General features: G+C 67.5%; 17 protein-coding genes and 1 tRNA gene. 6 read left to right on the forward strand and 12 right to left on the reverse strand.

Annotated elements, in window-relative coordinates; all coding sequences use genetic code 11:
* The 6 genes from HOP12_10430 to HOP12_10455 all read right to left on the reverse strand — a co-directional run.
* Window positions 1-367 (reverse strand): tRNA(Ile)-lysidine synthetase (locus tag HOP12_10430; protein ID NOT34574.1); only part of this gene is annotated, 367 nt, incomplete at its 3' end.
* Between the two features lie 33 nt (window positions 368-400).
* Window positions 401-476: transfer RNA gene (locus HOP12_10435), tRNA-Met, on the reverse strand.
* Window positions 477-542: 66 nt separating this feature from the next.
* A complete protein-coding gene (locus tag HOP12_10440; protein NOT34575.1) occupies window positions 543-1,943 on the reverse strand; it encodes a TM0106 family RecB-like putative nuclease in 1,401 nt (466 codons plus the stop codon).
* 62 nt (window positions 1,944-2,005) lie between these two features.
* Entirely contained in the window at window positions 2,006-2,866 is an 861-nt protein-coding gene (locus tag HOP12_10445; protein NOT34576.1) for a TIGR00159 family protein, read from the reverse strand.
* 76 nt (window positions 2,867-2,942) lie between these two features.
* A complete protein-coding gene (gene folP, locus HOP12_10450; GenBank protein NOT34577.1) occupies window positions 2,943-3,725 on the reverse strand; it encodes a dihydropteroate synthase in 783 nt (260 codons plus the stop codon).
* 62 nt (window positions 3,726-3,787) lie between these two features.
* On the reverse strand, window positions 3,788-4,267 hold the full coding sequence (locus HOP12_10455) for a hypothetical protein (GenBank protein ID NOT34578.1): 480 nt from the start codon (window positions 4,265-4,267) through the stop codon (window positions 3,788-3,790).
* 226 nt (window positions 4,268-4,493) lie between these two features.
* Here HOP12_10455 and HOP12_10460 point away from each other — a divergent pair, with 226 nt between their 5' ends.
* Entirely contained in the window at window positions 4,494-5,963 is a 1,470-nt protein-coding gene (locus HOP12_10460; GenBank protein NOT34579.1) for an OmpA family protein, read from the forward strand.
* A gap of 7 nt (window positions 5,964-5,970) precedes the next feature.
* Here the strand turns inward: HOP12_10460 and HOP12_10465 are convergent, their stop codons facing one another.
* Window positions 5,971-6,801 (reverse strand): class I SAM-dependent methyltransferase, encoded by an 831-nt coding sequence (locus tag HOP12_10465; GenBank protein ID NOT34580.1) that lies wholly within the window; start codon window positions 6,799-6,801, stop codon window positions 5,971-5,973.
* 573 nt (window positions 6,802-7,374) lie between these two features.
* On the opposite strand from HOP12_10465, the gene rfbF reads away from it, so the two are divergent.
* From rfbF to HOP12_10490, 5 genes are read left to right on the forward strand one after another with little or no spacing between them, the layout of a single operon-like run.
* Window positions 7,375-8,142 carry a glucose-1-phosphate cytidylyltransferase gene (gene rfbF / locus HOP12_10470; GenBank protein ID NOT34581.1) on the forward strand — a complete coding sequence of 256 codons (768 nt, stop codon included), beginning with the start codon at window positions 7,375-7,377 and terminating at the stop codon, window positions 8,140-8,142.
* Window positions 8,127-9,116: an NAD-dependent epimerase/dehydratase family protein gene (locus tag HOP12_10475; GenBank protein NOT34582.1), complete on the forward strand. Its 990-nt coding sequence runs from the start codon at window positions 8,127-8,129 to the stop codon at window positions 9,114-9,116. Before rfbF ends, HOP12_10475 begins: the two co-directional genes overlap by 16 nt.
* Window positions 9,113-9,565, forward strand: coding sequence for a dTDP-4-dehydrorhamnose 3,5-epimerase family protein (locus HOP12_10480; protein NOT34583.1), 453 nt, complete (start codon window positions 9,113-9,115; stop codon window positions 9,563-9,565). The genes HOP12_10475 and HOP12_10480 overlap by 4 nt, the downstream gene beginning before the upstream one ends.
* A gap of 16 nt (window positions 9,566-9,581) precedes the next feature.
* Entirely contained in the window at window positions 9,582-10,547 is a 966-nt protein-coding gene (locus tag HOP12_10485; GenBank protein ID NOT34584.1) for a glycosyltransferase family 2 protein, read from the forward strand.
* Window positions 10,544-11,482, forward strand: a complete 939-nt coding sequence (locus HOP12_10490; protein ID NOT34585.1) for a sugar nucleotide-binding protein — start codon at window positions 10,544-10,546, stop codon at window positions 11,480-11,482. Before HOP12_10485 ends, HOP12_10490 begins: the two co-directional genes overlap by 4 nt.
* 25 nt (window positions 11,483-11,507) lie before the next feature.
* On the opposite strand, the gene HOP12_10495 is transcribed toward HOP12_10490, so the two are convergent.
* The 5 genes from HOP12_10495 to HOP12_10515 form a co-directional block, all read right to left on the reverse strand.
* Window positions 11,508-13,670, reverse strand: coding sequence for a sigma 54-interacting transcriptional regulator (locus tag HOP12_10495; GenBank protein NOT34586.1), 2,163 nt, complete (start codon window positions 13,668-13,670; stop codon window positions 11,508-11,510).
* 160 nt (window positions 13,671-13,830) lie between these two features.
* Window positions 13,831-15,873, reverse strand: coding sequence for a hypothetical protein (locus HOP12_10500; GenBank protein NOT34587.1), 2,043 nt, complete (start codon window positions 15,871-15,873; stop codon window positions 13,831-13,833).
* Between the two features lie 280 nt (window positions 15,874-16,153).
* Window positions 16,154-17,407 (reverse strand): asparagine synthetase B, encoded by a 1,254-nt coding sequence (locus HOP12_10505; GenBank protein NOT34588.1) that lies wholly within the window; start codon window positions 17,405-17,407, stop codon window positions 16,154-16,156.
* Complete coding sequence (locus HOP12_10510; protein NOT34589.1) at window positions 17,407-19,134, reverse strand: hypothetical protein; 1,728 nt, start codon at window positions 19,132-19,134, stop codon at window positions 17,407-17,409. The genes HOP12_10505 and HOP12_10510 overlap by 1 nt, the downstream gene beginning before the upstream one ends.
* Window positions 19,131-22,015 (reverse strand): hypothetical protein (locus HOP12_10515; protein ID NOT34590.1); only part of this gene is annotated, 2,885 nt, incomplete at its 5' end. The genes HOP12_10515 and HOP12_10510, both read right to left, overlap by 4 nt.

The raw sequence follows: 22,015 nt of genomic DNA on the forward strand, positions 1-22,015 counted from the left end.
TCCGGTCGGCCGCAACCCGGCGCGCGACCGTCGACAGGAACTCGCGCCGCAGCACTCGCAGGCCGCGCTGTCCGCTCAGCCCGCGGCGGCGCATGCGCGCGCGCGTGTCCCAGCGGGCAGAGGTGCGGCGCAGGCCGAGCCGCGCGCACAGCCCCTCGACCTCCGCGCGATCGGCATCGGCCGCCGCGCCGCGCAGTCCATGATGAAGATGCGCGACGTGGAGCGAGAGTGCGCGCTCGTGCGCCAGTCGCGCGAGACCGATCAGGAGGGCCGTCGAGTCGGCGCCGCCGCTTGCGGCGATCAGGATGCGAGCGCCCCGCGGGACCCGACACGGGCCCTCGAGGGCTGCGCGCAGCAGGGGCTCGATACGGCGCAAGCGCGTGCGGCGAAGCGCGATGGGTGGTGGCGGCGCAGGGACTCGAACCCCGGACACAGAGATTATGATTCTCCTGCTCTACCAGCTGAGCTACGCCGCCGCGAGAGGGAGGCTCGACCGATGGGTCGAGCGGGCCGGGAACGTTATGGCTCCAGTGCTCGGTTCGTCAAGGTGCGAGGCCGTCACGGACCATCCAGTCCCAGACGCACTTCATGGCCCGCAGATCGTCGGCGTTGTAACTCCGAATCGGCTCGAAGAGACGCTCCCGTTCGGCCACGTCCGGGGCGGCGCGGGCGCGCTCGTACTGGACGATCGACCACTGGGAGCCCATCGCGGGATCGCTCCACTTGAAGCCCAGATGCGCGGCGACGCGCTTGATCGAATACGAAGTGATCGGAAGCACCGCCGACTGCTTGAGCGCCCGGCACAGATCGAACATCGAGTTGAGCAACCGCGCGCCGATCGCGGCTCGATCTCCGTATCGTTCCAGGTACCGCTTGAGCCACGTGCGCTCGTACTCGTCGTAGTGGATCCACAGGGCGTCGGGGTGTGAGGCGAAGATCGCGGCCGCGCGGGTGAGGAAGTCCTCCCACGCCGCTCGATCGCCGTCGCGCCCGGGTGCCGCGATCACCGCTTCGCACGCCAATGCTGCGGCCGAAGTCGCGGTCGGCTGGGCGTCGACTGCGTAGCCCCACAGGTAAATCGGGACTTCGACGTCGGCCGAAGGGTCGCCCTCGAGATCGAACCACACCAGCGTACGGCCGCTCGGCATCCCGGGCGCCCGGCGCCACAGTGCGCGGCCCTCGGCGCGAGAACGTGCCTCGAGCACCAGGTCTTCGGTGCGCCCCTTGATGCCCTGCGAAGTGAGCCACACCGGATCGGCGGCCGCGAGTGCCGGGATGCGGCCCAGGCCGAGGCGCGCAAGTTGCGGCTGGTTCATCCGATTGACCGCCGGCAGGATCTCGATCCAGCCCTCTCGAATCGCGCGCGGCCAGCAGTGGCCATAGAAGCCGCAGCCCTCGCACTTGGAGTGCGACTGCAACAGCTCGGGCTCATCGGGTGACTCGATCACCGCGGCCATGCGGGCGATCAGCGCGTCGTATTCGGCGCGCGGCGGCAGCTCGACCCGCAACACTTCGTGCCGCCCGTTGATCACTTCGCAGCGCAGCGGGGGTGCTCCGAGCGACTCCTCGACGAGTGCGGAGTAGTGCGCCATCTGCAGACGCGCGGCGGTGAGTCCGCCGGGATTCACGAACGTCTTCGCATCGCGCAGCACCAGTCCGTCGCCGTCGTGAAGCACGAAGTCCGGCACGCCGGCCCGTCGACCATCGCGTGACAGAAACGCGGGCTGATAGAGCGGGTCGCGAGTGGTGCGCAGCAGCTCGAGCGTGCGCTCCGCGGCGGCTTCGAGGTCGCCGTGACCGTCGAAGAGCGGCCCGACCAGTCCGGGAATGCGCGCCGCCACTTCGCGCTCGTGGGCGATCCCGTGGTCGGCGAGCCGTCGATCGAATTCGCTCCCGCCGCTCCCGAGTTCGGGCGCATGGACCTTGAGCCACAGCCGTCGCACGCAGCGTTCGCCGTCACGCAGGCGGGACGCGGTGAGGCGCGCTCGACGCGAGGTGGGCAGCGTCAGCCTGCGGCCTTCTCCATGCGGTCGCGACCCGCCGGCGAATCGTCGCGCGTGGTGGTGCCGCTGACCGAATCGACCGGCCCTGGGCCGGCCGCGGCTTCGTCCTCGGGACGCAGGCGGAAGATGCGCGACAGCTCGCTGCGCAGTTCGCCTTCGTTCAGGAAGCGCTTCATGTGACCGCGATAGGCCACCGAAATGCCGCCGCTCTCTTCGCTCACGACGATCACGGCCGCGTCGGTTTCTTCGGAGAGCCCGAGGCCGGCGCGATGGCGCGTACCGAGCCCGACCGGTGCCTGCGCTGCGGCCGAGAGCGGCAGGATGCACGAGGCGGCGATCACGGTTTCTTCGCGAACGATCACCGCGCCGTCGTGCAGCGGCGAGCCGGGACTGAAGAGCGTCACCAGAAGCTCGGCGCTGACCTTGGCGTCGAGGCGCGTGCCGGTCTCGACGAAGTTACGCAACCCCACGTTCCGCTCCATCACGATCAGCGCACCGTGACGGCGCTGCGAGAGCGTTTCGACGCCGCGAATGATCTCGCCCAACACTCCGTAGTGGTCGCCGCGAAGGAACGAACGGAAGTAACGCGTGCGCCCGAATTGCGCGAGCATGTGGCGGATCTCGGGCTGGAACACGATTACGAATCCGATCAGCCACACGGTTTTCAGGCTGTCGGCGATCCACCGGATCGCGATCAGGTCGAACTGGCGCGCGAGGAACGTGACCAGAGCGATCACGAGCAAGCCCACGTACATCTGAGCCGAGCGCGTTCCCTTCACCAGGATCAGCAGGCGGTAGAAGAGGAAGGCGACCAGCAGGATGTCGAGGAGATCGAAGACCCAGACGGAGTGAACGGGATTCATGCGGTGGCGCTCCGGACCGCGTCGAGCGTAACAGAACGTGCGCGCGCGTGGCCACGATTCCGCGCGTCTCGAGCGCTCAGCGGCGCGCGGAGCGGACCGCTTCGGCGATGCGAACGGCCTGCAGGGTCTCCGCCACGTCGTGCGCGCGCACGATGCGGGCCCCCTGGAAGATTGCGATCGATGCCATCGCGATGCTCCCCGGCAGACGGTCGTGCACTTCGGCCCCGGTCATGCGCCCGATGAAGCTCTTGCGCGAGGCGCCGATCACGACCGGGAAGCCGAGACGCGCCAGCTCGTCGAGCCGCGCGACCAGCTGCATGTTGTGCTCGATCGCCTTGCCGAAGCCGATCCCCGGATCGAGCGCGATCGCCTCGCGCGGGACACCGGCTGCGATCGCTCGATCGGACCGTTCGCCGAGAAACGCCGCGACTTCTCGCACCACGTCCTCGTAGCTCGGTTTCTGCTGCATGGTGCCGGGGACGCCCTGCATGTGCATCAGGACGAGCCCCGCTCGATGGCGCGCCACCACGGCCGTCATCGCCGGATCGCCGAGTGCCGACACGTCGTTCACGATGTGAGCGCCGGCTGTGAGGCCCCAGTCGGCGACTTGCGCGTCGCGGGTGTCGATCGAGAGCGTCGGACCGTCGGGTGCTGCAAGTGCTCGCACCACCGGCTCGAGCCGCCGCCACTGTTCCTCGGGAGCAACCGCCTCGGAGCCCGGTCGCGTGCTCTCGCCGCCGAGATCGAGGATGTCCGCGCCGGCCGCGGCCAGCTCGCGCGCCCGCGCAATCGCGGCCGCGGGGTCTGCGTAACGCCCGCCATCCGAGAACGAGTCCGGAGTCACGTTGAGCACTGCCATCACCAGCGGGCGGTCGCTCAGGTCGAGTTCGCGATCGCGGCAGCGCCAGCCGGGAGCCGAGCTCACGCGCCCTTCAGCGCCGCTTTGAGGCGCTCGAGCTGCTCGGCATGTCCGTGTGCGTGCGCCGCGTAGACCTTGAGCCACCGCTCGGCGCTGAACGGCCCCGCTTCGGTGTGAGTGCCGGCGCGCTGCCAGTCCGCATCGGTCATGGCCTCGAGCACCGGAACGGTGTTGCGCCGCGCGGCACGAAAGGCCACCAGTGCATCCGTGTGATCGCGCTCGTTGTAACGCAGGCGAACCGCGTAGTGATCCTGGTCGTAGCCCTGAAGGACCGCCTGCTCTTCGGTCAGGAGCTTGCGGATCCGCAACGCGGAGAGCGTCTCGCTATCGGCCAGGTGGTGAATGATCTCGCGCGCGGTCCACTTGCCGGCGATCGGGCGCGCGGTCCACTCGGAGGCGGGGAACCCTTGAAGGGCTTCATCCACGGCCTGTACTCCGGCGGCGTAGCGGGCGATGAGTTGCGTGCGTTCCTCGACGGTCATGGCACCTCCGGAGGGGTCAGGCAGGCTCGAAAAGCTCGTAAATCCGGCGCTGCGAGCGGTCGCGGCGGGTGCGGCCGGCGCGTTGACCTGTGCGGGCGCGGATGGTAGCACTTACCGACCTTTGACCCTCGTGTGGGGCGCGCTCCCGACTCCTCATCCACCGTGCGGCGCGCGACGATTCGTACTCCCGCTCATCTTCTGAAGTTGCTCCGGAGGCTCGCTCGGCATGCGTCGTCGCCTGTGGTGGTCGCTCGTTCTGGTTTCGCTGTTCGCCGCCCCCGTGCACGCACAGGTCGCCGGCACTCCGTGGGAGTTCTCAGGCTTCGCCGGCATCTTCAGCCCCGACGCCCGTGCGCGCGTCGAGACCGGCCCGGCGGCAGGGTTCACGCTCGGCTATCGCTGGCAGTCGTGGTTCGTGACCGAGGGCTACGCCCTCTACGCGCCTTCGAGTGCCGATACGTTTCCGGGCGGTGATGCCACGTTCATGACCGGCGGAATCGCGCTGCGATTCAACCTGCGTCCTGCGGAGCAGCGGGTGGTGCCGTTCATCCAGGCCGGTGTCGGCTACGCGCAGAGCAGTCTCGATGGCGCGATTCCGAAGGACCTCGAGCGCGGCGCGCCGCAGCTCGGCATGGGTGCGCTGTTCAGCCTGTTCGGCAGCCCGCGCACGTCTCTGCGACTCGAGGTGCGTGACGTGATGTTCCGCGATCGCGACTCGAAGGAGTTCAGCAACCACGTCGGCGCCTACGCCGGAATTCAATTCACGCTCGGCGGCAAGAACAAGGACATCGACCTGGACGGCGTGCGCGACTGGCTCGACCAGTGCCCGGCAACTCCGATCGGCGCCAAGGTGGACGCGCGCGGCTGCCCGACCGACGGCGACGGCGATGGCGTATTCGACGGCATCGACAAGTGTGACGGAACGCCCAAGGGCGCCACCGTCGACAAGAACGGTTGCCCGAGCGACGCAGACGGCGACGGCGTGTTCGACGGGCTCGATACCTGCGCCGAGACGCCCAAGGGCGCCACCGTCGACGCCAAGGGCTGTCCGAGCGATGCCGACTCCGACAAGGTGTTCGACGGCCTCGACCAGTGCCCCAACACGCCGACCGGAGCGACGGTCGACGACAAGGGCTGCCCGAGCGACTCGGACGGCGACGGCGTGTTCGACGGCCTCGATCAGTGCGAGGCGACCCCTGCCGGCCTGCGAGTCGACGACAAGGGCTGCCCGATCGAGCTGGTGGAGCGCGAAACCGAGCTGCTCGATACCGGCACGATCCGGCTGCAGAACGTGAACTTCGAGACCGCCAAGAGCGACATCCTGGCGGAGAGCTTCCCGACCCTCGATGCGGTGGCGGCACTGATGGTCAAGTGGCCGCAGCTGAAGATCGAGATCGGCGGTCACACCGACGGACGCGGCTCGGCAACGGCGAACCAGCAGCTGTCGCTGTCGCGGGCCAAGGCGGTGGAGACCTACCTGCTGGGCAAGCAGCCGACGCTCAAGGACGAGCAGTTCACGGTCAAGGGCTACGGCGAGTCGAAGCCGCTGGCGCCGAACGATGGCGAAGTGAACTGGGCGAAGAACCGGCGGGTCGAGTTCGTGGTGCTGAACAAAGACGTGCTGAAGAAGGAAGTGGAGCGGCGCCGGTTGCTGGAGAAGCCGGCGGCCCCGGCCGACAGCACGCAGAAGAACTAGTCCTTCATCAGTTCCGAACTCCGATCGTCAGCCAGTACTCTCGCGGCACGCAGGTGCCGAGCTCGGTCGCGAACTTTTCGTGGAACGCGACGAAGTCCTTGTGCAGCGCCTCGCGCTTCTCCGCGTCGAGGTTGTTCGCGAGCATGCGCGTGGGGCCGTAGCCCTTCGAAAACGTCTGCCAGGCCGCCTCGCCGCTCGGCTCGCGGTAGTAGGAGACGCCCTTCTCGAAGCGCAGCTCGAAGGCGCTCGCCAGCAGCTCGCGCAGGCGCTCGGTGCGGCCCCATTCGAACGGCGACGGCGGGGCCGGATTCGGTGGCGGCGGCATGTACGCCTTCATCACCTTGAACATCTCGAACACATTGCTGTCCGAGAGCCAGGTCGTGAGCGCGATGCGGCCGCCCTTGCGGCACACGCGCGCGAGTTCCGCCGCCGCCGCTTCGGGGCGAGTGGCGAACATGATGCCGCACGTCGACACCACGGCGTCGAACTCACCGTCACTGAACGGGAGATTCTCGGCGTCACCGAGCTGATACTCGATCGAGAGGCCTGCGGCCGTCGCGTTGGCGCGCGCCGCCTCGAGTAGATCGGCAGCGATGTCGGCGCCGATCACGGTGGCGCCGCGGCGCGTCACGAGGCGCGAGGTCCAGCCGGTCCCTGTCGACAGGTCGAGGATCCGCTCGCCGGGCCGGGGATTCAGCCGCATGACGCAGTGCTCGATCGAGTCGGAGATCCCGCGACTGATCTGGTCGTAGTCGCTGCCTCCCGCGCTCCACACCGCCGCGGGTCGTTCGTTGTGCGGCTGGACGCGGCCGCTCGTCGTTTCGGTCTTGCCAGTCATCGTGGGTTCTCCCGGGGGTCGTCGTGAATGCTTCGCCTTCGACCCTACACTACGTCCGAGTCGCGACGAGCGAACACGCTCCGGTACCCAACACGAAGGGGCGCCTCGCAGGGCGCCCCGGTCGTGATCTGGGGTGGTCGATCCCGGTCGGATCGCGGTCACCCACGGCAGTGGATCGAGGGATCAGCCTTGGTCCGATCACACCACCTGGTTTTACGTGCGTCTCGCGCGCGCCGGCGATTGCTTGGGCCCGCCGCCTTCCCCGTTGCTCTGTCTTTCACCTAGTGCAAGGCCGCGGCCAGCCGCCCGCGAATCATCACTTTCCAAGGATTGAGGGGGGAGTCATGCATTCTGAATGCCCGGGCCTCGGCCGACCGCCGCCCGGCCTCGGGCGCGCCGCAAGCCGTGCGCGGGCGATGTGCGACCTGCGAGGGCTGCGCGAGTTTCCGCATCTCCCTTGCGTGCTTCGCGGCCGCAGTGCGAAAATCTTTCGCGCTCTCGTCACGGGCCGACCGCGCGCCGGCTCGATCCGGCGCCTCCCGATGCGCGATTCGGACTCCCCCGAGACCCCACATGCAGACCGTGATCCTCGCCGGCGGGCTCGGCACCCGGCTCTCCGAAGAGACCAGCCTTCGCCCCAAGCCCATGGTCGAGATCGGCGACCGGCCGATCCTGCACCACATCATGGATCTGTACGCGAGCCAGGGCTTCGACGAGTTCGTGGTCGCACTCGGCTACCTCGGGCACATGATCAAACGGTACGTGGTCGATTGGACGACGCTGTCGGGGGATCTCGCAGTGGACTTGAAGACCGGCGGCGTGGTGCGTCACGAGTCGACGCCTCGTCACTGGAAGGTGAACCTGGTCGAAACCGGTGCGGCGACCGAGACCGGCGGGCGCCTCAAGCGCTGCACCTCGCATCTGCGGCGCGAGCCTTTCATGCTCACGTATGGCGATGGCGTGTGCGATGTCGATCTGCGCGCGCTGGTCGCGTTCCACCGCGCGCACGGCAAGCTCGCCACCGTCACCGCGGTGCATCCGCCCGCCCGCTTCGGCGAGCTGGATCTGAACGGTGATCGGGTCGAGGCGTTCGCCGAGAAGCGCCAGTTGAAGCAGGGCTGGATCAACGGCGGTTTCATGGTTCTCGAGCCCCGGGTGCTCGACATCATCACGGGCGACGACACGGTGCTCGAGCGCGACGTGCTGGAAGTGCTGGCCGGACAGGGCGAGCTGTGCGCGTTCCGGCATGAAGGCTTCTGGCAGTGCATGGACACGCTGCGCGACGTGCGCACGCTTTCCGACATGTGGCAGACCGGCAAGGCGCCGTGGAGGCGTGCGTGAGCGAATGGAGCGGGCGTCGCGTCCTCGTGACCGGTGCCACCGGGCTCGTGGGTTCGTGGCTGGTGCGAGCATTGCTCGAAAAGGGCGCGGACGTCGTGGTGCTGGTGCGCGATCACGATCCGCAGTCGGAGCTCTATCGAAGCGGTGACGTGAAGCGTGCTTCGGTGGTGGACGGCGAGGTCCAGGAACTCGCCACCATCGAGCGAGCGCTCAATCACCACCGCGTCGACACGGTGTTCCACCTTGCCGCTCAGACCCAGGTGCGGTGCGCCTACCGCGACCCCTACGAGACCTTCGAGTCGAACGTGCGCGGCACCTACTCGCTGCTCGAAGCCTGCCGACGCCACCGCGACCTGGTTCAGCGGATCGTGATCGCGTCGAGCGACAAGGCCTACGGCGAGGCGAAGGTGCTGCCCTATACCGAAGACACCCCGCTCGAGGCGCGGTTCCCGTACGACACCTCCAAGCTGTGCACCGATGTCATCACGCGTTCTTACTTCGCCACCTACGGCCTGCCGGCCGCGATCGCCCGCTGCGGCAACATCTACGGTGGGGGCGATCTCAACTGGGACCGCATCATCCCCGGCACCATCCGCTCGCTGTTGCGCGACGAACGGCCGTTGATCCGCAGCGACGGCACGCTGGTGCGCGACTACGTGTACGTGAAGGAAGTGGTCGACGCCTACCTGCTGCTCGCCGAGCACTTGCATCGCCCCGAAGTGAAGGGCGAGGCGTTCAACTTCTCGGCCGAGAAGCCGCTCAGCGTGCTCGAACTGGTCGAGCAGATTGTGAAGTCGGTCGGAGTGCGGCTCGCGCCCGACGTGCGCGGTGAGGCCGTGGCCGAGATCGGCAAGCAGTTCCTGTCGTCGCGGCGCGCCGAACAGGTGCTGGGCTGGAAGAGTCGCTATCCGCTCGACCGCGCACTCGGCGAAACCGTGACGTGGTACCGCGATTTCCTGAAGGGGACGGCATGATCGAAGGCGTGTTGATTCAACCGCTCAAGCAGATCCTCGATGAGCGCGGCAAGATCATGCACGTGCTGCGCGCCAGCGATCCGCACTTCAAGGGCTTCGGCGAGATCTACTTCTCGATGGTGTACCCGGGCGCGATCAAGGGCTGGCACCTCCACAAAGTGATGGTGCTCAATTACGCGGTACCGGTCGGGCGCATCAAGCTGGTGCTCTACGACGCGCGCCCCGACTCGAAGACGAGGGGCGAGCTGCAGGAGATCTTTGTGGGCGCGGACCACTACGTGCTCGTCCAGGTGCCGCCCGGCGTGTGGAATGGTTTCAAGGGCATTGGTGTCGAGCCGGCGATGGTGGCGAACTGCGCCTCGCACGAACACGACCCCCACGAAATCGTGCGCATGGATCCGCTCGAGAACGACGTGATCGCGTACGACTGGGCGCTCAAACACCGATGACGCGCGCCGGCTGCCCATGAAGAAGCTCGTCACCGTCATCAGCCCGGTCGCCAACGAGGAAGTGTCGGTTCCGCTGTTCTACGCGCGTCTCGCCGCGGCGCTCGAGCCGCTCGAAGACCGCTACGACTTCGAGATTCTGTTCAGCGACAACGCCTCGACCGATCGCACGCGTGAGCGAATCCTCGAGATCCGGGCGAAGGACCCGCGCGTTCAGCTGCTGCGCATGTCGCGCAATTTCGGCTACCAGCAATCCATGACCGCCGCACTCAAGCAGGCCGCCGGCGACGCGATCTGCTTCATCGACGTCGACTGCGAAGATCCGCCCGAGATGATCCCGCGCTTCATCGAGCACTGGGCGGAGGGATTCGACATCGTCTACGGCGAACGCAATCGCCGCGCCGAGCCGCTCGTGATCACCGCGATGCGCAAGATTTTTTACCGGCTGAACCGATTGATCGCCGACAGCGACATCATCCTGGATATGGCGGAGTTCTGCCTGATCTCGAGCGACGTGCGCGATGCGGTCGCAACGGGCTTGAGCACCTACCCGTTCATCCGCGCCGAGATCGCGCACTTCGGCTTCAAACGCAAGGCGATCCGCTTCGACCGCCAGCAGCGCATCGCGGGCAGGAGCCACTACAACCTCTACACCATGACGCGCTTCGCGGTCGCCGGCATCCTGAGCTCGACCACGGTGCCGCTGCGCATCGCCCTCTACATGGTGGTTCCGATGTTCGTGTTGAACGCCTGGGGGCTGTGGGTCGAGATCAGCGGGCGTTGGCCGTGGGGTTTCGAGGTCGCAGTGGTCGCGGATCTCTTCTACCTGTGCGTGGCGATGGCGGTGCTCTCGCTCTACACCGCGCGCAACTACCGCAACACAATCAATCGCCCGGTGTCGGTCGTGGACTGGAATCGCTCGGCGCTCAATTACCCGCGCGAAGCTTCGCCCAACGCCCTGCCGCGACTCGGGCCGCGTCGGTGACATCGGCGCCGCATCCGATCCTCGCGCGACCGTTCGTGCTCGGCGGTTCGGGCCTGGTCGGCAGCTCGTACGTGCGTGCGATGCATGAGCGCGGACTGCCGGTGCGCGGGACCTATCGCACCCGTCCGGCGGAGGGCCTCGAGCCCTTCGACTTCGCGAACGATCCGGCGCCGCTGCTCGACGCGGCGCGCGCGACGCTGGTGATTCTCGCCAGTGCTCTCACCAACGTGGACTACTGCGAGTCGCACGCCGAGGAGACGTGGCGCCGCAACGTGCTCGAACTCGAGCCGACGGTGCGCTGGTGCCGAGAACACGACGTGCCGCTGGTGTGGTTCGGCACCGACTACGTGTTCGATGGCATCGCGGGGCCCTACGCCGAGGATGCGCCGACGCACCCGCTGAACGTGTACGGACGCTCGAAGCTCGAGGGCGAAGCGCGCGTTGCCACGGTGCCGCGTCACGCGATTCTGCGGGTGACGAACGTGTTCGATATCGGGCTCGACCGCGACCGCAAGAACTACCTGGTGCGTTGCGTCGAGTACTTCCGCGATCGGAAGCCGCTGGTGGTGCCGAACGATCAGCTCGCGACGCCGATCCTCGCGCCGTGGCTGGCCGAGTTCACGTTGCGCCTGATCGAGCGCGAAGCGTTGCTCGCGGCAGGTGCTCCGAGCGTGCTCAACGTGGCGTGCGACGAGCTGGTGTCGCGCGTGGAGTTTGCCGCACGCGTGGCACAGCGGCTCGGCGCCGACGCTTCGCTGGTCGAAGGCCGGCGGACGTCGGTGCTGAATCAGGCTGCGCCGCGTCCACTGCGCGCCGGATTTCGCAACGATCGGCTCAAGTCGTTGCTCGGCCTCACGCGCATCTCGTTCGACGAAGCGCTCGACCAGGTGACGCCGCGGATGCGCGAGGTGTTCGGGGCTGGGACGACCTCGTGATGCGGATGGAGCGCACGTCGGTGCCTCACGGCACTCTCGACGGATTGCCCTGATACGAGGCCCCGGTGCGCCGGACCGCCTTGTAGAACGCCTGGCGAGAAATCCCGAGGGAGCGCGCGGCTCGTGTCAAGACGCCGCCGCTATCCGCGAGCGCCTGCTCCAACGCAACCCGTTCCACGACTGCCCTGCGGGCTCGAAGGGTCATCGCATGATGGGGCTCCGAGGAGCCTGCAGGCGATTCGGCACGCCATCGCCCGGGAGCGAGGTGTGGCTCGAGGTGGGTTCGCTGCAGCATCGCACCGAGCCCGCAGGTCGCGGATGCGAGTCGCAGGACCATCTCCAACTGCCGCACATTCCCCGGCCAGTCCTGAGCCTCGAGCCATTCGACGGCGTCGGGCATCACCCCACCCAGTCCAGCGCGCTTCGTGATCTCGGCCGCGAGCGGCCCAATTTCCTCGCGGCGGGTGCGCAGCGGGCGAATGCACAGCCGGTGGCCGCTCAGTCGATAAAACAGGTCCGGCTTGAGGGCGCCCGAGTCGAGCAGATCCTGCAGGCTCTGATTCGTGGTGGCGACGAATCGCGTCTTGACGCTGCGCGACCGATCTTCGCCTACTCTTCGATACGCGCCCTCCTGAATCACTCGCAGCAGCTTCGCCTGCAGCGCCCTCGACAGCTCCGGAAGCTCGTCGAGCAGAAGGGTTCCGCCGTCCGCCTGTGCGAGCAATCCCGCGCGCTCCTGGTGCGCCCCGGTGTAGGCGCCGCGAGTCGCGCCGAACAACTCGACATCGGCGAGGGACTCTGGCAATGAAGTGCAATCCACCACGACCAGGCGCCCTCGGGAATGCGGCCCGAGTTCGTGAATGAGGTGCGCGACGAGCTCTTTGCCGGTACCCGTCTCCCCCTCGATGAGCACCGGAAGATCGGTGAGCGAGGTCGCGCGAATCGCTTCGACCAACGGCGTGTCGCAGGACACGAACGACCGCCCCGAGGCGAGCGTGAGTCGATGCGCCCCGAATCGTTCGCCCGGCCCCGGGAGATGCAATCTCGGGTTCGCGCCCGCCCTGGCGTCGAGTCCCGAGCGTCGAAGCGAGGCTTCGAACCGCGCCCGTTCGGCTGCGAACTGCGTGCTCGCGTGCAGGCTCGAGGCCTCGCGGAAGGTCTTCTGCGCCTCGTCTTCGGCTCCAAGGGCACTCTGGCATTCACCCATCAGGCGCAGTGCGATCACCCATTCGAGGCGGTCGTCCACGCTCCCGGCCCGTACCGCGACCCGGGACGTTTCCAGGGCCTCGGCATAGCGGCCCTGACCCATGAGGCACTCGGTGAGAATGCGCGATGCCGATGCCACGGCGTCACTATTGCGACCGCCCAGGACGGCATGCGAGAGGATGTCGCGCAGCAACCGTTCCGATTCCGCATATCGCCCACGCGCATTGAGAACCGATGCGCGCGATTCGGCGAGCAGAAACCGAATGCGTTCGCCCGATCGATCATTGAATGCTCGCATCGCGTCCTCGACGACACGGTCGGCACGCTCGATGTCACCCAGAGCGAGAGCAAGCGGACACTCGATGCTCGCGTTCACCCACGACTGGTGCTTGCCCGCATGAAGGTCGAGAGACTTGCGACACTCCGCGATCAGAGCATCCGCTTCTCGGAGTTCGCCGAGGTGAAGATGAACCTGCGCCGCGCCGCTCACGAGTGAAGTCCAGTGCGGGCTGCTCGAGTCCACGAGCGAGCGCGCCCGGTGATAAGTCTCGAGCGCATGCGTCAGATGCCCCAGACGGCACTGCGCTCTCGCGAGCATGAACAGGTGGCCAGCCTGGATGAAGTTCTCAGGATCGACGAGGCAGCCCCCCGAGAGGGCGCGACGCACGCATCGCTCGGCTCGGTTGAATTGGCCGAGCCGCAGATAGCACTCGCCGAGCAGTCCGCGAACCAGAGAGCGCTCGTCCGAGCCGGGGGCGGACCAGCGCAGCGCTCGCAGGAGATGCGGGCGCGAGCGCGCATACTGTCCTGCGTCGTACAGAGCCCAGCCTCGATACTTCTGGAAGGTGACGCGCTCCGCTCTCGACTCGGGTGTGTGGGTCTCGAGTTCGGCGAGGAAGGTCTCGGGCGGGCAGGTGCGAAAGAGCGACGCGATGTGGGCTCGCGCGGCATGATCGAAGGATTTGATTGTGGCGGGCATCATGTGGTGACTCGCAGGAGGCTTCCCGGTTCCCGACGTTCCCGCCCGTGCTCCCGCGATTCTGATCACGACGTGAGGACCGTGCAAGCGAAAAGAGCCTCCGAGGGATCCACGATCGGATCGTCCCTCGGAGGCTCTCGCAACAACGGCGATTCGGAATCGGTCAGTCGAGAACCATCATCGACTGCTTTCTCATTTCGACGCCGACGACCAGGCGAACGTAGTAGACGCCCGCCGATACCCGCCGACCATGGTCGCCGCGCAGGTTCCAGTCCATGCTGAACCGGCCGGCCGTCGCCACGCCCTTGTCGACGAGCTGGATCCGGCGACCGGTCAGGTCGAAGACGGCGAGCTCGTAGGGTTTGCCCTGCAGGGTCGAGGGAATCGAAAAGCTCAGCGTCGCCCGCTCGGCCGACGGGTTCGGCCTCGGAGTGGCGAGCTCGAGTTCACGCGCCTGAGTGTCGATGCTCGGCCCGTCGTCGATGGGTGTGGGCGATCGCGCCGCAAATTCACAGACGACTGCCGAGGTGCCGGAGCATTTGGCGTTCGCTGACAGCGTCCTGAGGAGCGACGGCCCGCTGCAAACGGCATAGATGCTGCGGACCGCGAAGTAGTACAGCCCACACACCGGCGTGACGACGGAGGCACAATAGGGCGTTCCGGGAGGACCCGAAACGACCATGCTCCCCATCAAGGCCGCAGCGGAGAAGTTGGCATCCGTGATCGGTGCCGAAGCGTAGCGAGCCTCGAACGACTGGACCGCACCGAGGACCGGGTCGTTGCCTGGCCCCACCCAATCCAACCTGACGCTGCGAAATCCGGTGCTGACCGTGAGGCTGGGTCCGGCAGGATCCTGGACGAAGGTCAGCTCCTGGGCGTTGATCGCGTTCGAGCCCTCTCTCCAGACGGTTACCGTCTTTCCGGCCGCCACGCGCGCGATCGAGGGGCGGCTCTGAACGACGGCCCCGCTCGCGAGGAGGCTCGATGAATCACGAAGTCCTTCCCGTCGGATTCGGCGCGCGAGGATATCCGAGGTCACACTCGTCTGGGCCGCCAGGACAGCGCCACCGTGGCCGTCACTCACCATGTTCGTGACGATTTCCTGGTCGGTCGTCAGGTCTTTCATCACGATCAGCCCGTCGGTTGGCCAGTTGCAACTGTCGAGCACGTCCGCCGGGGGATTGATCGGATCCGGCTTGATCCGGGCCGCGTACCAGTCTGTGGCCGAGCCCAGGTTCCGGCGATAGTCATTCCAGGCCACGATCGCACCCTCGCCATCGCAGACGACTTTTGGAACGACCTGGTGGAACGGTGCCGCGCACAGGACCATCGACGACATGAGCTGACCCGACGACGAAACATGAGACGCCGCGATGTTGATGTTCCCGGCGCTGGCGGTGTAGGAGTAGGCGACGTAGGCACCGCCGAGGCCGTCGGCGGCGAGGCTCGGAAACGGAGAATTGTCAGCCACGATGAGTGTCCCGTCGGCCGGCACCCACGCGGGATCCCCGTTGGAGCCGCTCAGCTGATGAACTCTCAGCCAACCTGAGTTGATGGCGATGAGGGCGCCTCCCGCTCCATCACTCACCAGGTCCTGATGGAATTGGTTGCCCGCGGTGGAAGGAGTGACTCCGATGGAGAGCCACACCTTTCCTCCCGCGCTGTTCAGGCGCTGAGCCGTGAACACCTGAAGGGGTTGATTCCACCACGAGATCACGGCTCCGCCCGCCATGTCCGAGACGATCAGCGGCGCACGCTGATCGCCCGTCGTGTTGCAGACCTGAGAGGTCCACTCCAGCACCCCGGTTCGGGTCAATCTCGCAGCATAGATGTCCGTGTTATTGGAGAGTCGGCCATCCTCCCAGGTCACGATCACTCCTCCGGAGAGACCCAACGCCATGCGGGGGAGGACCTGATCGCCCGGTTGAGTGGCAACGGCGTTCCCGGTCGCCGACCAGCCCGGCATCACCGCTCCGGCGGCATCCAGGTGCTGAACGAAGACGTCGAAGTTCGCATTGCGATTATCCGACCAACAGGTATAGGTGCCGCCCGTTCCATCAGCGACGACCTGCACGTCGTTGACGATCCCGCCGGTCGCCGTCTTGACCGCCTTGATCGAAGTCCAGGCATGCGCACTCGTAGCGATGAATGCCAACGACAACCCCGCCGCCGCCAACTGTGTGAAGCTTTGACTGATCGTCCGCATCTCGGCGCCTCCCTCTCGTGGCCGTTGAATCGACGAAGCATGAGCCACGAGGGTCACCGCAGGAGGTGTGCCGGCCCGCTGCGCCGGGGATTCGCGTCGCATGGGTTCGCTTCGGCGGAGAAAACGACCGAAATGGCGATCGAGATTCCAGCTGCCGGATGGAGTGTCAAGCTCGGTCTGTCACGCATGGTTGTCATGACAACCAAAGTGATCGCAGCGAGGGTTGCGCGAAGCGCGACGGTTCGGGTGTGCGAGCGGGATCGTCTCTCGCGAGTCGCCCCTACGTCCGCTGCTTCTTCTTCTCCGCGGCCGGGAACAGCACGTTGTTGAGGATCAGCCGGTAGCCCGGCGAGTGCCGGTACTTGGAGAGGTCGGTCTGCGGATCGCCGACCATGTGCTGATAGTCCTCGGGATCGTGCCCGCCGAGGAACGTGAAGGTGCCGCGCCCGAACTGGCCGTGCAGGTACTTCACTTCGTCGCTGCCCTCGACTTCGCCGAGCGCCAGCACGTGGCTCTTCATCTTGGAGCGCCGGAAGCCGGTCGACTGACCGAGGAACTCCGGTACCGCGTTGACGTGGTCCTGCACCAGCATGGTCGGCACCGGGTCGTTCTTGGCCGAGAAGTCGAACAGCGTGAACACCGTGTTCGGCCCGCGCTGCGAGGCTTCGGCGGTCACGTCGATGTCGGAGAAGCGGTACAGAAACGGGTCCATCTCGAGCCGGAAGTCCTTGAACGCGAGCGTGCGGCCGTAATCGAGTCGAGCGTTCGCGCTCAGGTCAGAGGGATCGCCGTCGTAGACCACTTCGGCGATGTCGAGCCCCGCCGAGGCGAGCGCGATGTCGTAGGTGTCGGTGGCGGAGCACATGCCGAACATGAATCCGCCGCGGCCCACGTAGTCGCGAATCGTCTGCGCGACGGCACCCTTGAGCTGCGTGACCTTCGCGAAGCCGAGCTTGGCCGCCATCGCTTGCTGCACGCGCTCTTCTTCGAGATACCACGGCATGTTGTGATACGCGGCGTAGAACTTGCCGTGCTGGCCCGTGAAGTCCTCGTGGTGCAGGTGGAGCCAGTCGACTTTGGTGAGATCGCCCTTCAGCACTTCCTCGTCCCATAGCTTGGTGTACGGAATGTCGGCATACTCGAGCGCGAGTGTGACCGCGTCGTCCCACGGCGGCGTGTTCGGCGGGATGTACACGCCGACGCGCGGAGCCTTTTCGAGCGCCACCGATTCCATGTTCTCGTCGGCGATCGTCGCGCGGATCGTGGCCTCGGCACCGCCGCCGATCTTCTCGAACGACACGCCGCGCACGTTCGCCTCGCGCTCGGTCTCGGCATCGTCGAGCAGCAGGAACGATCCGCCGCGGTAGTTGAGAAGCCATTCGGCCTTCTTTCCGCGTACGAGCACCCAGTAGGCGAGTCCATAGGCCTTGAGATGATCGGTCTGCGACGCGTCCATGGGGACCAGCAGCTTGGCGAGCGCCAGTGCGGGCGAGACGACGAGCAGCGCGAGTGAGAGCGCGAGGATTCGCAACATCAGAAGCGCTTCTCCTTTCGGATCGCCTGCACCTGCCGCCGAACCTCCGGGGCGTTCCAGGCCCGCGGGTAACGGGCCAGGCACTCCTCGTATTGTTCGAGTGCGCGGCGATCGTCGTTGTACCAGTGGCGCAGCACGTCGCCCGCGCGCTGACGCGCGATCGAAGCGAGGCGGTCCGCGGGAATGGAATCGGCGAGTGCGAGCAGCGGCTCGAGTGCGGCGCGCCCCTCGCCGGTCGCCTCGCGCAGGCGCGCGAGCGCGAGTGCGGTGTGCGCCCACAACCCCATGCGCGGCAGCACGCGGTAGAGCGAGTCGGCGAGCGCCAACGCCTGTTTCGGCTCTCCGCGCCACTCCTGCCATGCCAGCCGCCCGAGCGCGGGTAATGCGGTGCGCGGGTCGGCATCCTCGATCAGATACATGCGCTCGAGTGAGGCACCCGTGACGGAAGCACCCGGGTCCTGGCTCGCACGCGTGTACCAGGCGAGCGCCGAGTCCGGCCGGCCGGCGAAGAACAGCGCCTCGGCGAACTGGAAGCCAGCTTCGGGCGAACTCCTGGCGATCTGTTCGAGGCCGTTCAGCGAGCGCTCGTCCACGCGGTCGCGCAGTGACTCCATCGCACGTTCGAGCGCCAGCGCGGGATCGTCGCCGGCGGCCGTACCCGCATCCGCGAGCAACTGTCGCGCTTCGTCCTTGAGTCCGGCCGCGCGCAGATCACGCGCGAGTCCGAGCGCCAGATCACCGCCCCAGTGAGAGACCGGCACTTCGCGAAGCGCGCGTGTGAGCCGCGGGGCCAGCGCGGCCGCACCGGCTCTGCGTTCGGCGACCGAACGCGCTCCGCGTGCAGCGGCGAGGCGATGCGCTTCGTTGCGACGCGCGTCGCCCGCGAGGTCGAGCATCAGCTCGATCGCGCCCGAGCTGTCAGCCGCGGTGCGCGAGAACAACATTTCCTCGGCGACGCTCCAGCGCAACGGCGTCCCCTCGCCCTGATCTTCGACGGCCGCCAGCACCGCCAGTGCGGTTCGCGCGTCGCCGGCGTCCCACGCGATGCGTGCCGCACCGCGCGCCAGATCCGGACGACGCGGCTGCGCCAGCGCGACGTCTCGCATCAGTGCGACACCGCGAGCGTCGCGCGCCAGTCGGCGCAGCGACGGGAACGCCCACGGCTCCAGATCGGGCGCCACGATCCACGCCTCGAGCATGACCTGAGCAGCCTCGCGCGGGCGGCCGAGTCGCTCGAGCGCGTCGGCGTATTCGCCGGCGAGCAGGAGTGAATCGTGCGTGGCCATGCGCTCGGCGCGTCCCAGTTGCTCGATCGCTCGCCAGTCATTGCGGGCCGCGTGCACCGCGGCCAGCTCCGCGAGCACCAGCGGCTGGTGCGGTCTCGCGGCCAGCAACCGCCCGAGCGTATCGCGCGCTGCCGCCCAGTGGGCCTGCTGATACAGCAGCCGCACGCGGCCGAGGCGTTCGGCGAATGCATCATCGAGCGGGGCGTAGGGCTTCTGCGAGCGGCCGCGCGGGTACTCGATCACGTTCTCGAACACCAGCATCTGCGATTCGAGCACCCGGCCGGGAAGGCGCTCACCGCGCTGCACGCGCGCCGCATCGGGCGCATCGGCCGCGTGCGCGAGCTGCGGCACCGCGAGGCCCAAGCATGCGGCGAACGCGAATCCGATCGGACCGAGCGCACGCGGGCTGCGAACGCCTCGCGTTCGCGGCGCGATCGTCAACGCCCGCCTCCGTTCAGCCGCTTCAAGTAGCTCTCGATGAATGCGCGGTACTGCGCCGGGTAGCGATCACTTTCAGCTTTGAGCAGGTCGTTGCGCAGCCGATCGGTCTGCCGCAGCAGCTCGGGCGAGAGCGCGGCCGGACTCGGACGCGATGACTCCTCGCCGGGGCGCGACTCGCGCTGGGGCTCGAAGTCTCGGCGATTGACCGAACGCTGGGCGTCGAGCAGTCGCGAGAGAATCCGCGTCTGCTTGGACTCGATGTCGCCGAGCGGCTGCCCGGACTCGAGCGCTTCTTCGACTTCCTTCATCTCGCGCTGCGTCTGGTCCAGGCGCCCGAGCAACTGCTGCTCGCGCTTCTCTTCGTTCTGGATCGACTCGACCGCTTCGCGCAACCGCGCCTGTTCGTCCGCGAGGCGCCGCATCTCGGCCTGATCACCGGCCGAGAGTCGCGCCTGTTCGGTCAGCCGTTGCGCGAGCGAACGGGTCTCTCGATTGATCTCGCTCTGACGCTGGCCGACTTCGCCGAGCTTCTTCGGGCTGCCGCCGCTCTTCTTGCCCTGCGGCGGGCCGTTGCCGGGCTGATTGCACATCGACGACTCGGACTCGCGCAGCTCGAGCACCGCTTCGTTGAGCGCGCGGGTCGCCTGGCGGCCGCTCTCCTGACCGCGACCGCTCTGTCCGCCGGCCATCTCGCGGCCCGACTGCTGCAGCCCCTTGATCGCGCGTCCGAGCGACTTCTGCAGACTCGGCGACAGCATCGGCGTGCGCGCGGCGAGCTGGCTGAGCGAGTCGGCCACGCGCTCGGCGCCTTCGGCCAGATCGGTCATCTGATCCGAGGTGGCGCTCGGCGACTGCTCCGACTCGAGGCTCGCGTCGGCGGAGCGCTGCAGCGCCACCAAGTCCTGCGCCGCGCGCCGCACTGCCGCCAGATCGAGATCCTCGTCCTGCTTCTGCAGATCCTGCACCGCCTTTTGCAGCCGATCGGAAGCCTTCTGAAGACTCTGGCTCGCCTGCTTTCCCTGACTCTGGGCGCTCTTCCGATCGCCCTTCGAGGCCGACTGTGAAGCGCTGGTCTGCGAAGAGGCCGCGTTCTCGCTCAGTTCGGCGGCCGCGTCGCTCATCGCTTCCTCGCTCTGGGAGTCGGGCTCGCTCTCGGCTGCGGCCTTCTTCACGTCCTCGGCGAGCTTCTGCGAGTCCTCGGCGCGCTCGGTCTGCTCCTCGGCGAGCTTCTGGTCCGGGCTCTTGCCGGCGTCCTTCGAGGCGGACTTCGGCGATTCGAATTCGCGATTGAGCGCGTCCTGCCGCTGCTTCAGTTCGTCCGCGCGCTGAGCCAGCGCCTGCAGCCGCTCTTCTTCGCGCAGCTGCTTGAGCAGGTCGATGGTGCGCTGCAGGTTCTTGAGCATGTCCGGATGCTCCTGCCGCATCTTCGGAAGCTGTGACTCGAGGCGCGAAGGATCCTGCTGCTCGAGCGCCTGCTGCATGCGCTTCATCGCATCCTTGAACTCGTTGCTCTGGATCTCCTTCATGAGTTCCTGCAGCTCGCGCATCTTGCGCATGAGCTGGTCGTCGAACGCCTTGCGCTCGGCCGACTGCTCGAGCGTCTGCTGCAGCGACTGCGCGGCGTCGTCGATCTTCCTGGCGATCTCCTGCTGGCTCTGGAGCGCCGACTTCAGCTCCTCGGCGCGCGCCTGAGTCTGAGGCGTCGGCATCGCCGTGCGCGGGGCCTGGCGCGCCAGCTTGTCGAGCGACTTCTGCAGCTCGCGCGCCTGCTCGGCCGCCTTCTCGAGCGTGGTCTGCGCATCGTGCTGGCGGTCGTCGACCTTTTCATAGAGTTCCGCGAGCGACGGGAAGCGCAACTCGAACGAGCGACTGGTCGCCATGCCGCGGCCCGACACCGTGTTGTCGTCGAACACCACGAACCGGAAGGTCGCGATCTCGCCCGGCAGCAGCGCGACGGGCGCGGCATCCCAGCGGCTCGCAATCGCGGCTTCGCGCGGTCGTGCGGCGAAACGCGCCAGCGGTACGTCGCTCCACGGCTGGTCGTCGCGCTTGCGGAACTGGAGCTTCAATTCCGAGAGTCCGAGATCGTCCTCGGCCATCACGTCGACCGGCACCTGTTGCCCGGACGGCAGATCGACATCGGTCTCCGGCACCCGCACCGAGATCAAAGGCGGTGCGTCGGCGAGCGGGGTCACCCGGTAGCGATGTCGCGACGATTCGGTGGCGGTGGCGAGCCGCGCCGCCAGTTCGTAGTCGCCTTCGCGATCGATCGCGACCTCGCCGCGCCAGCGCCGCGGCGTGCTCGCGGACCAGCGTGCGCGCTTGCCGTCGGGCAGTTGCACCTCGAGCGCCTCGAGATCGCGATCGAACGTCACCTCGACACTCGCGCGGCTGCCGCGCAGTGCGGAGAGATCTCCACGCGCGGCAGCACCGCTCTGGATCGGCAGGCGCGCGTAGGCCGGCGCGCGGTACTCGATGCGGAACCCGACCGGGGTCGCGTCGCCCCCGATGCCGATTCGGTAGCGCGGGCTCTCGACGTGCGCGATACGCACGCGGTACTCGGTCGCTCGGGTGAGCTGCGAAAGGTCGAAGCGCCACACGTGCGCACCGCCGGGCTCGACGCTCTCGGTGGTGGCAGTCGCAGCGCGCAGGCCATCGGCGATCAGGCGCGGCGCCTGGTCGCTGCCCCACACGCGTGCTCGGACTGCGAGCGACGCGCCCGGAGATACGGTCACGGAGCCGGGCTCGACCTGGAGCCGCAGCTCGGGTGCCGCCGCCGCCGGAGACCACAGCGTGTTCCATGAGCGAGTGGTGCGCTGAGGCCACGCGAGCCCGAGTGCGACGAGCAGCACGAGCGAGGCGACCGCGGCCAGTGCGGGCG

The sequence above is a fragment of the Candidatus Eisenbacteria bacterium genome (assembly GCA_013140805.1).
Lineage (GTDB): Bacteria > Eisenbacteria > RBG-16-71-46 > RBG-16-71-46 > RBG-16-71-46 > JABFRW01.

Bases quoted from the DNA above. Each gene is read 5' to 3' on its own strand.
- HOP12_10445 (NOT34576.1), bottom strand. From the start codon at position 2,866: ATGAATCCCGTTCACTCCGTCTGGGTCTTCGATCTCCTCGACATCCTG.
- HOP12_10485 (NOT34584.1), top strand. From the start codon at position 9,582: ATGAAGAAGCTCGTCACCGTCATCAGCCCGGTCGCCAACGAGGAAGTG.
- HOP12_10465 (NOT34580.1), bottom strand. From the start codon at position 6,801: ATGACTGGCAAGACCGAAACGACGAGCGGCCGCGTCCAGCCGCACAAC.
- HOP12_10505 (NOT34588.1), bottom strand. From the start codon at position 17,407: ATGTTGCGAATCCTCGCGCTCTCACTCGCGCTGCTCGTCGTCTCGCCC.
- HOP12_10460 (NOT34579.1), top strand. From the start codon at position 4,494: ATGCGTCGTCGCCTGTGGTGGTCGCTCGTTCTGGTTTCGCTGTTCGCC.
- HOP12_10495 (NOT34586.1), bottom strand. From the start codon at position 13,670: ATGATGCCCGCCACAATCAAATCCTTCGATCATGCCGCGCGAGCCCAC.
- HOP12_10455 (NOT34578.1), bottom strand. From the start codon at position 4,267: ATGACCGTCGAGGAACGCACGCAACTCATCGCCCGCTACGCCGCCGGA.
- folP (NOT34577.1), bottom strand. From the start codon at position 3,725: ATGGCAGTGCTCAACGTGACTCCGGACTCGTTCTCGGATGGCGGGCGT.
- rfbF (NOT34581.1), top strand. From the start codon at position 7,375: ATGCAGACCGTGATCCTCGCCGGCGGGCTCGGCACCCGGCTCTCCGAA.
- HOP12_10500 (NOT34587.1), bottom strand. From the start codon at position 15,873: ATGCGGACGATCAGTCAAAGCTTCACACAGTTGGCGGCGGCGGGGTTG.
- HOP12_10480 (NOT34583.1), top strand. From the start codon at position 9,113: ATGATCGAAGGCGTGTTGATTCAACCGCTCAAGCAGATCCTCGATGAG.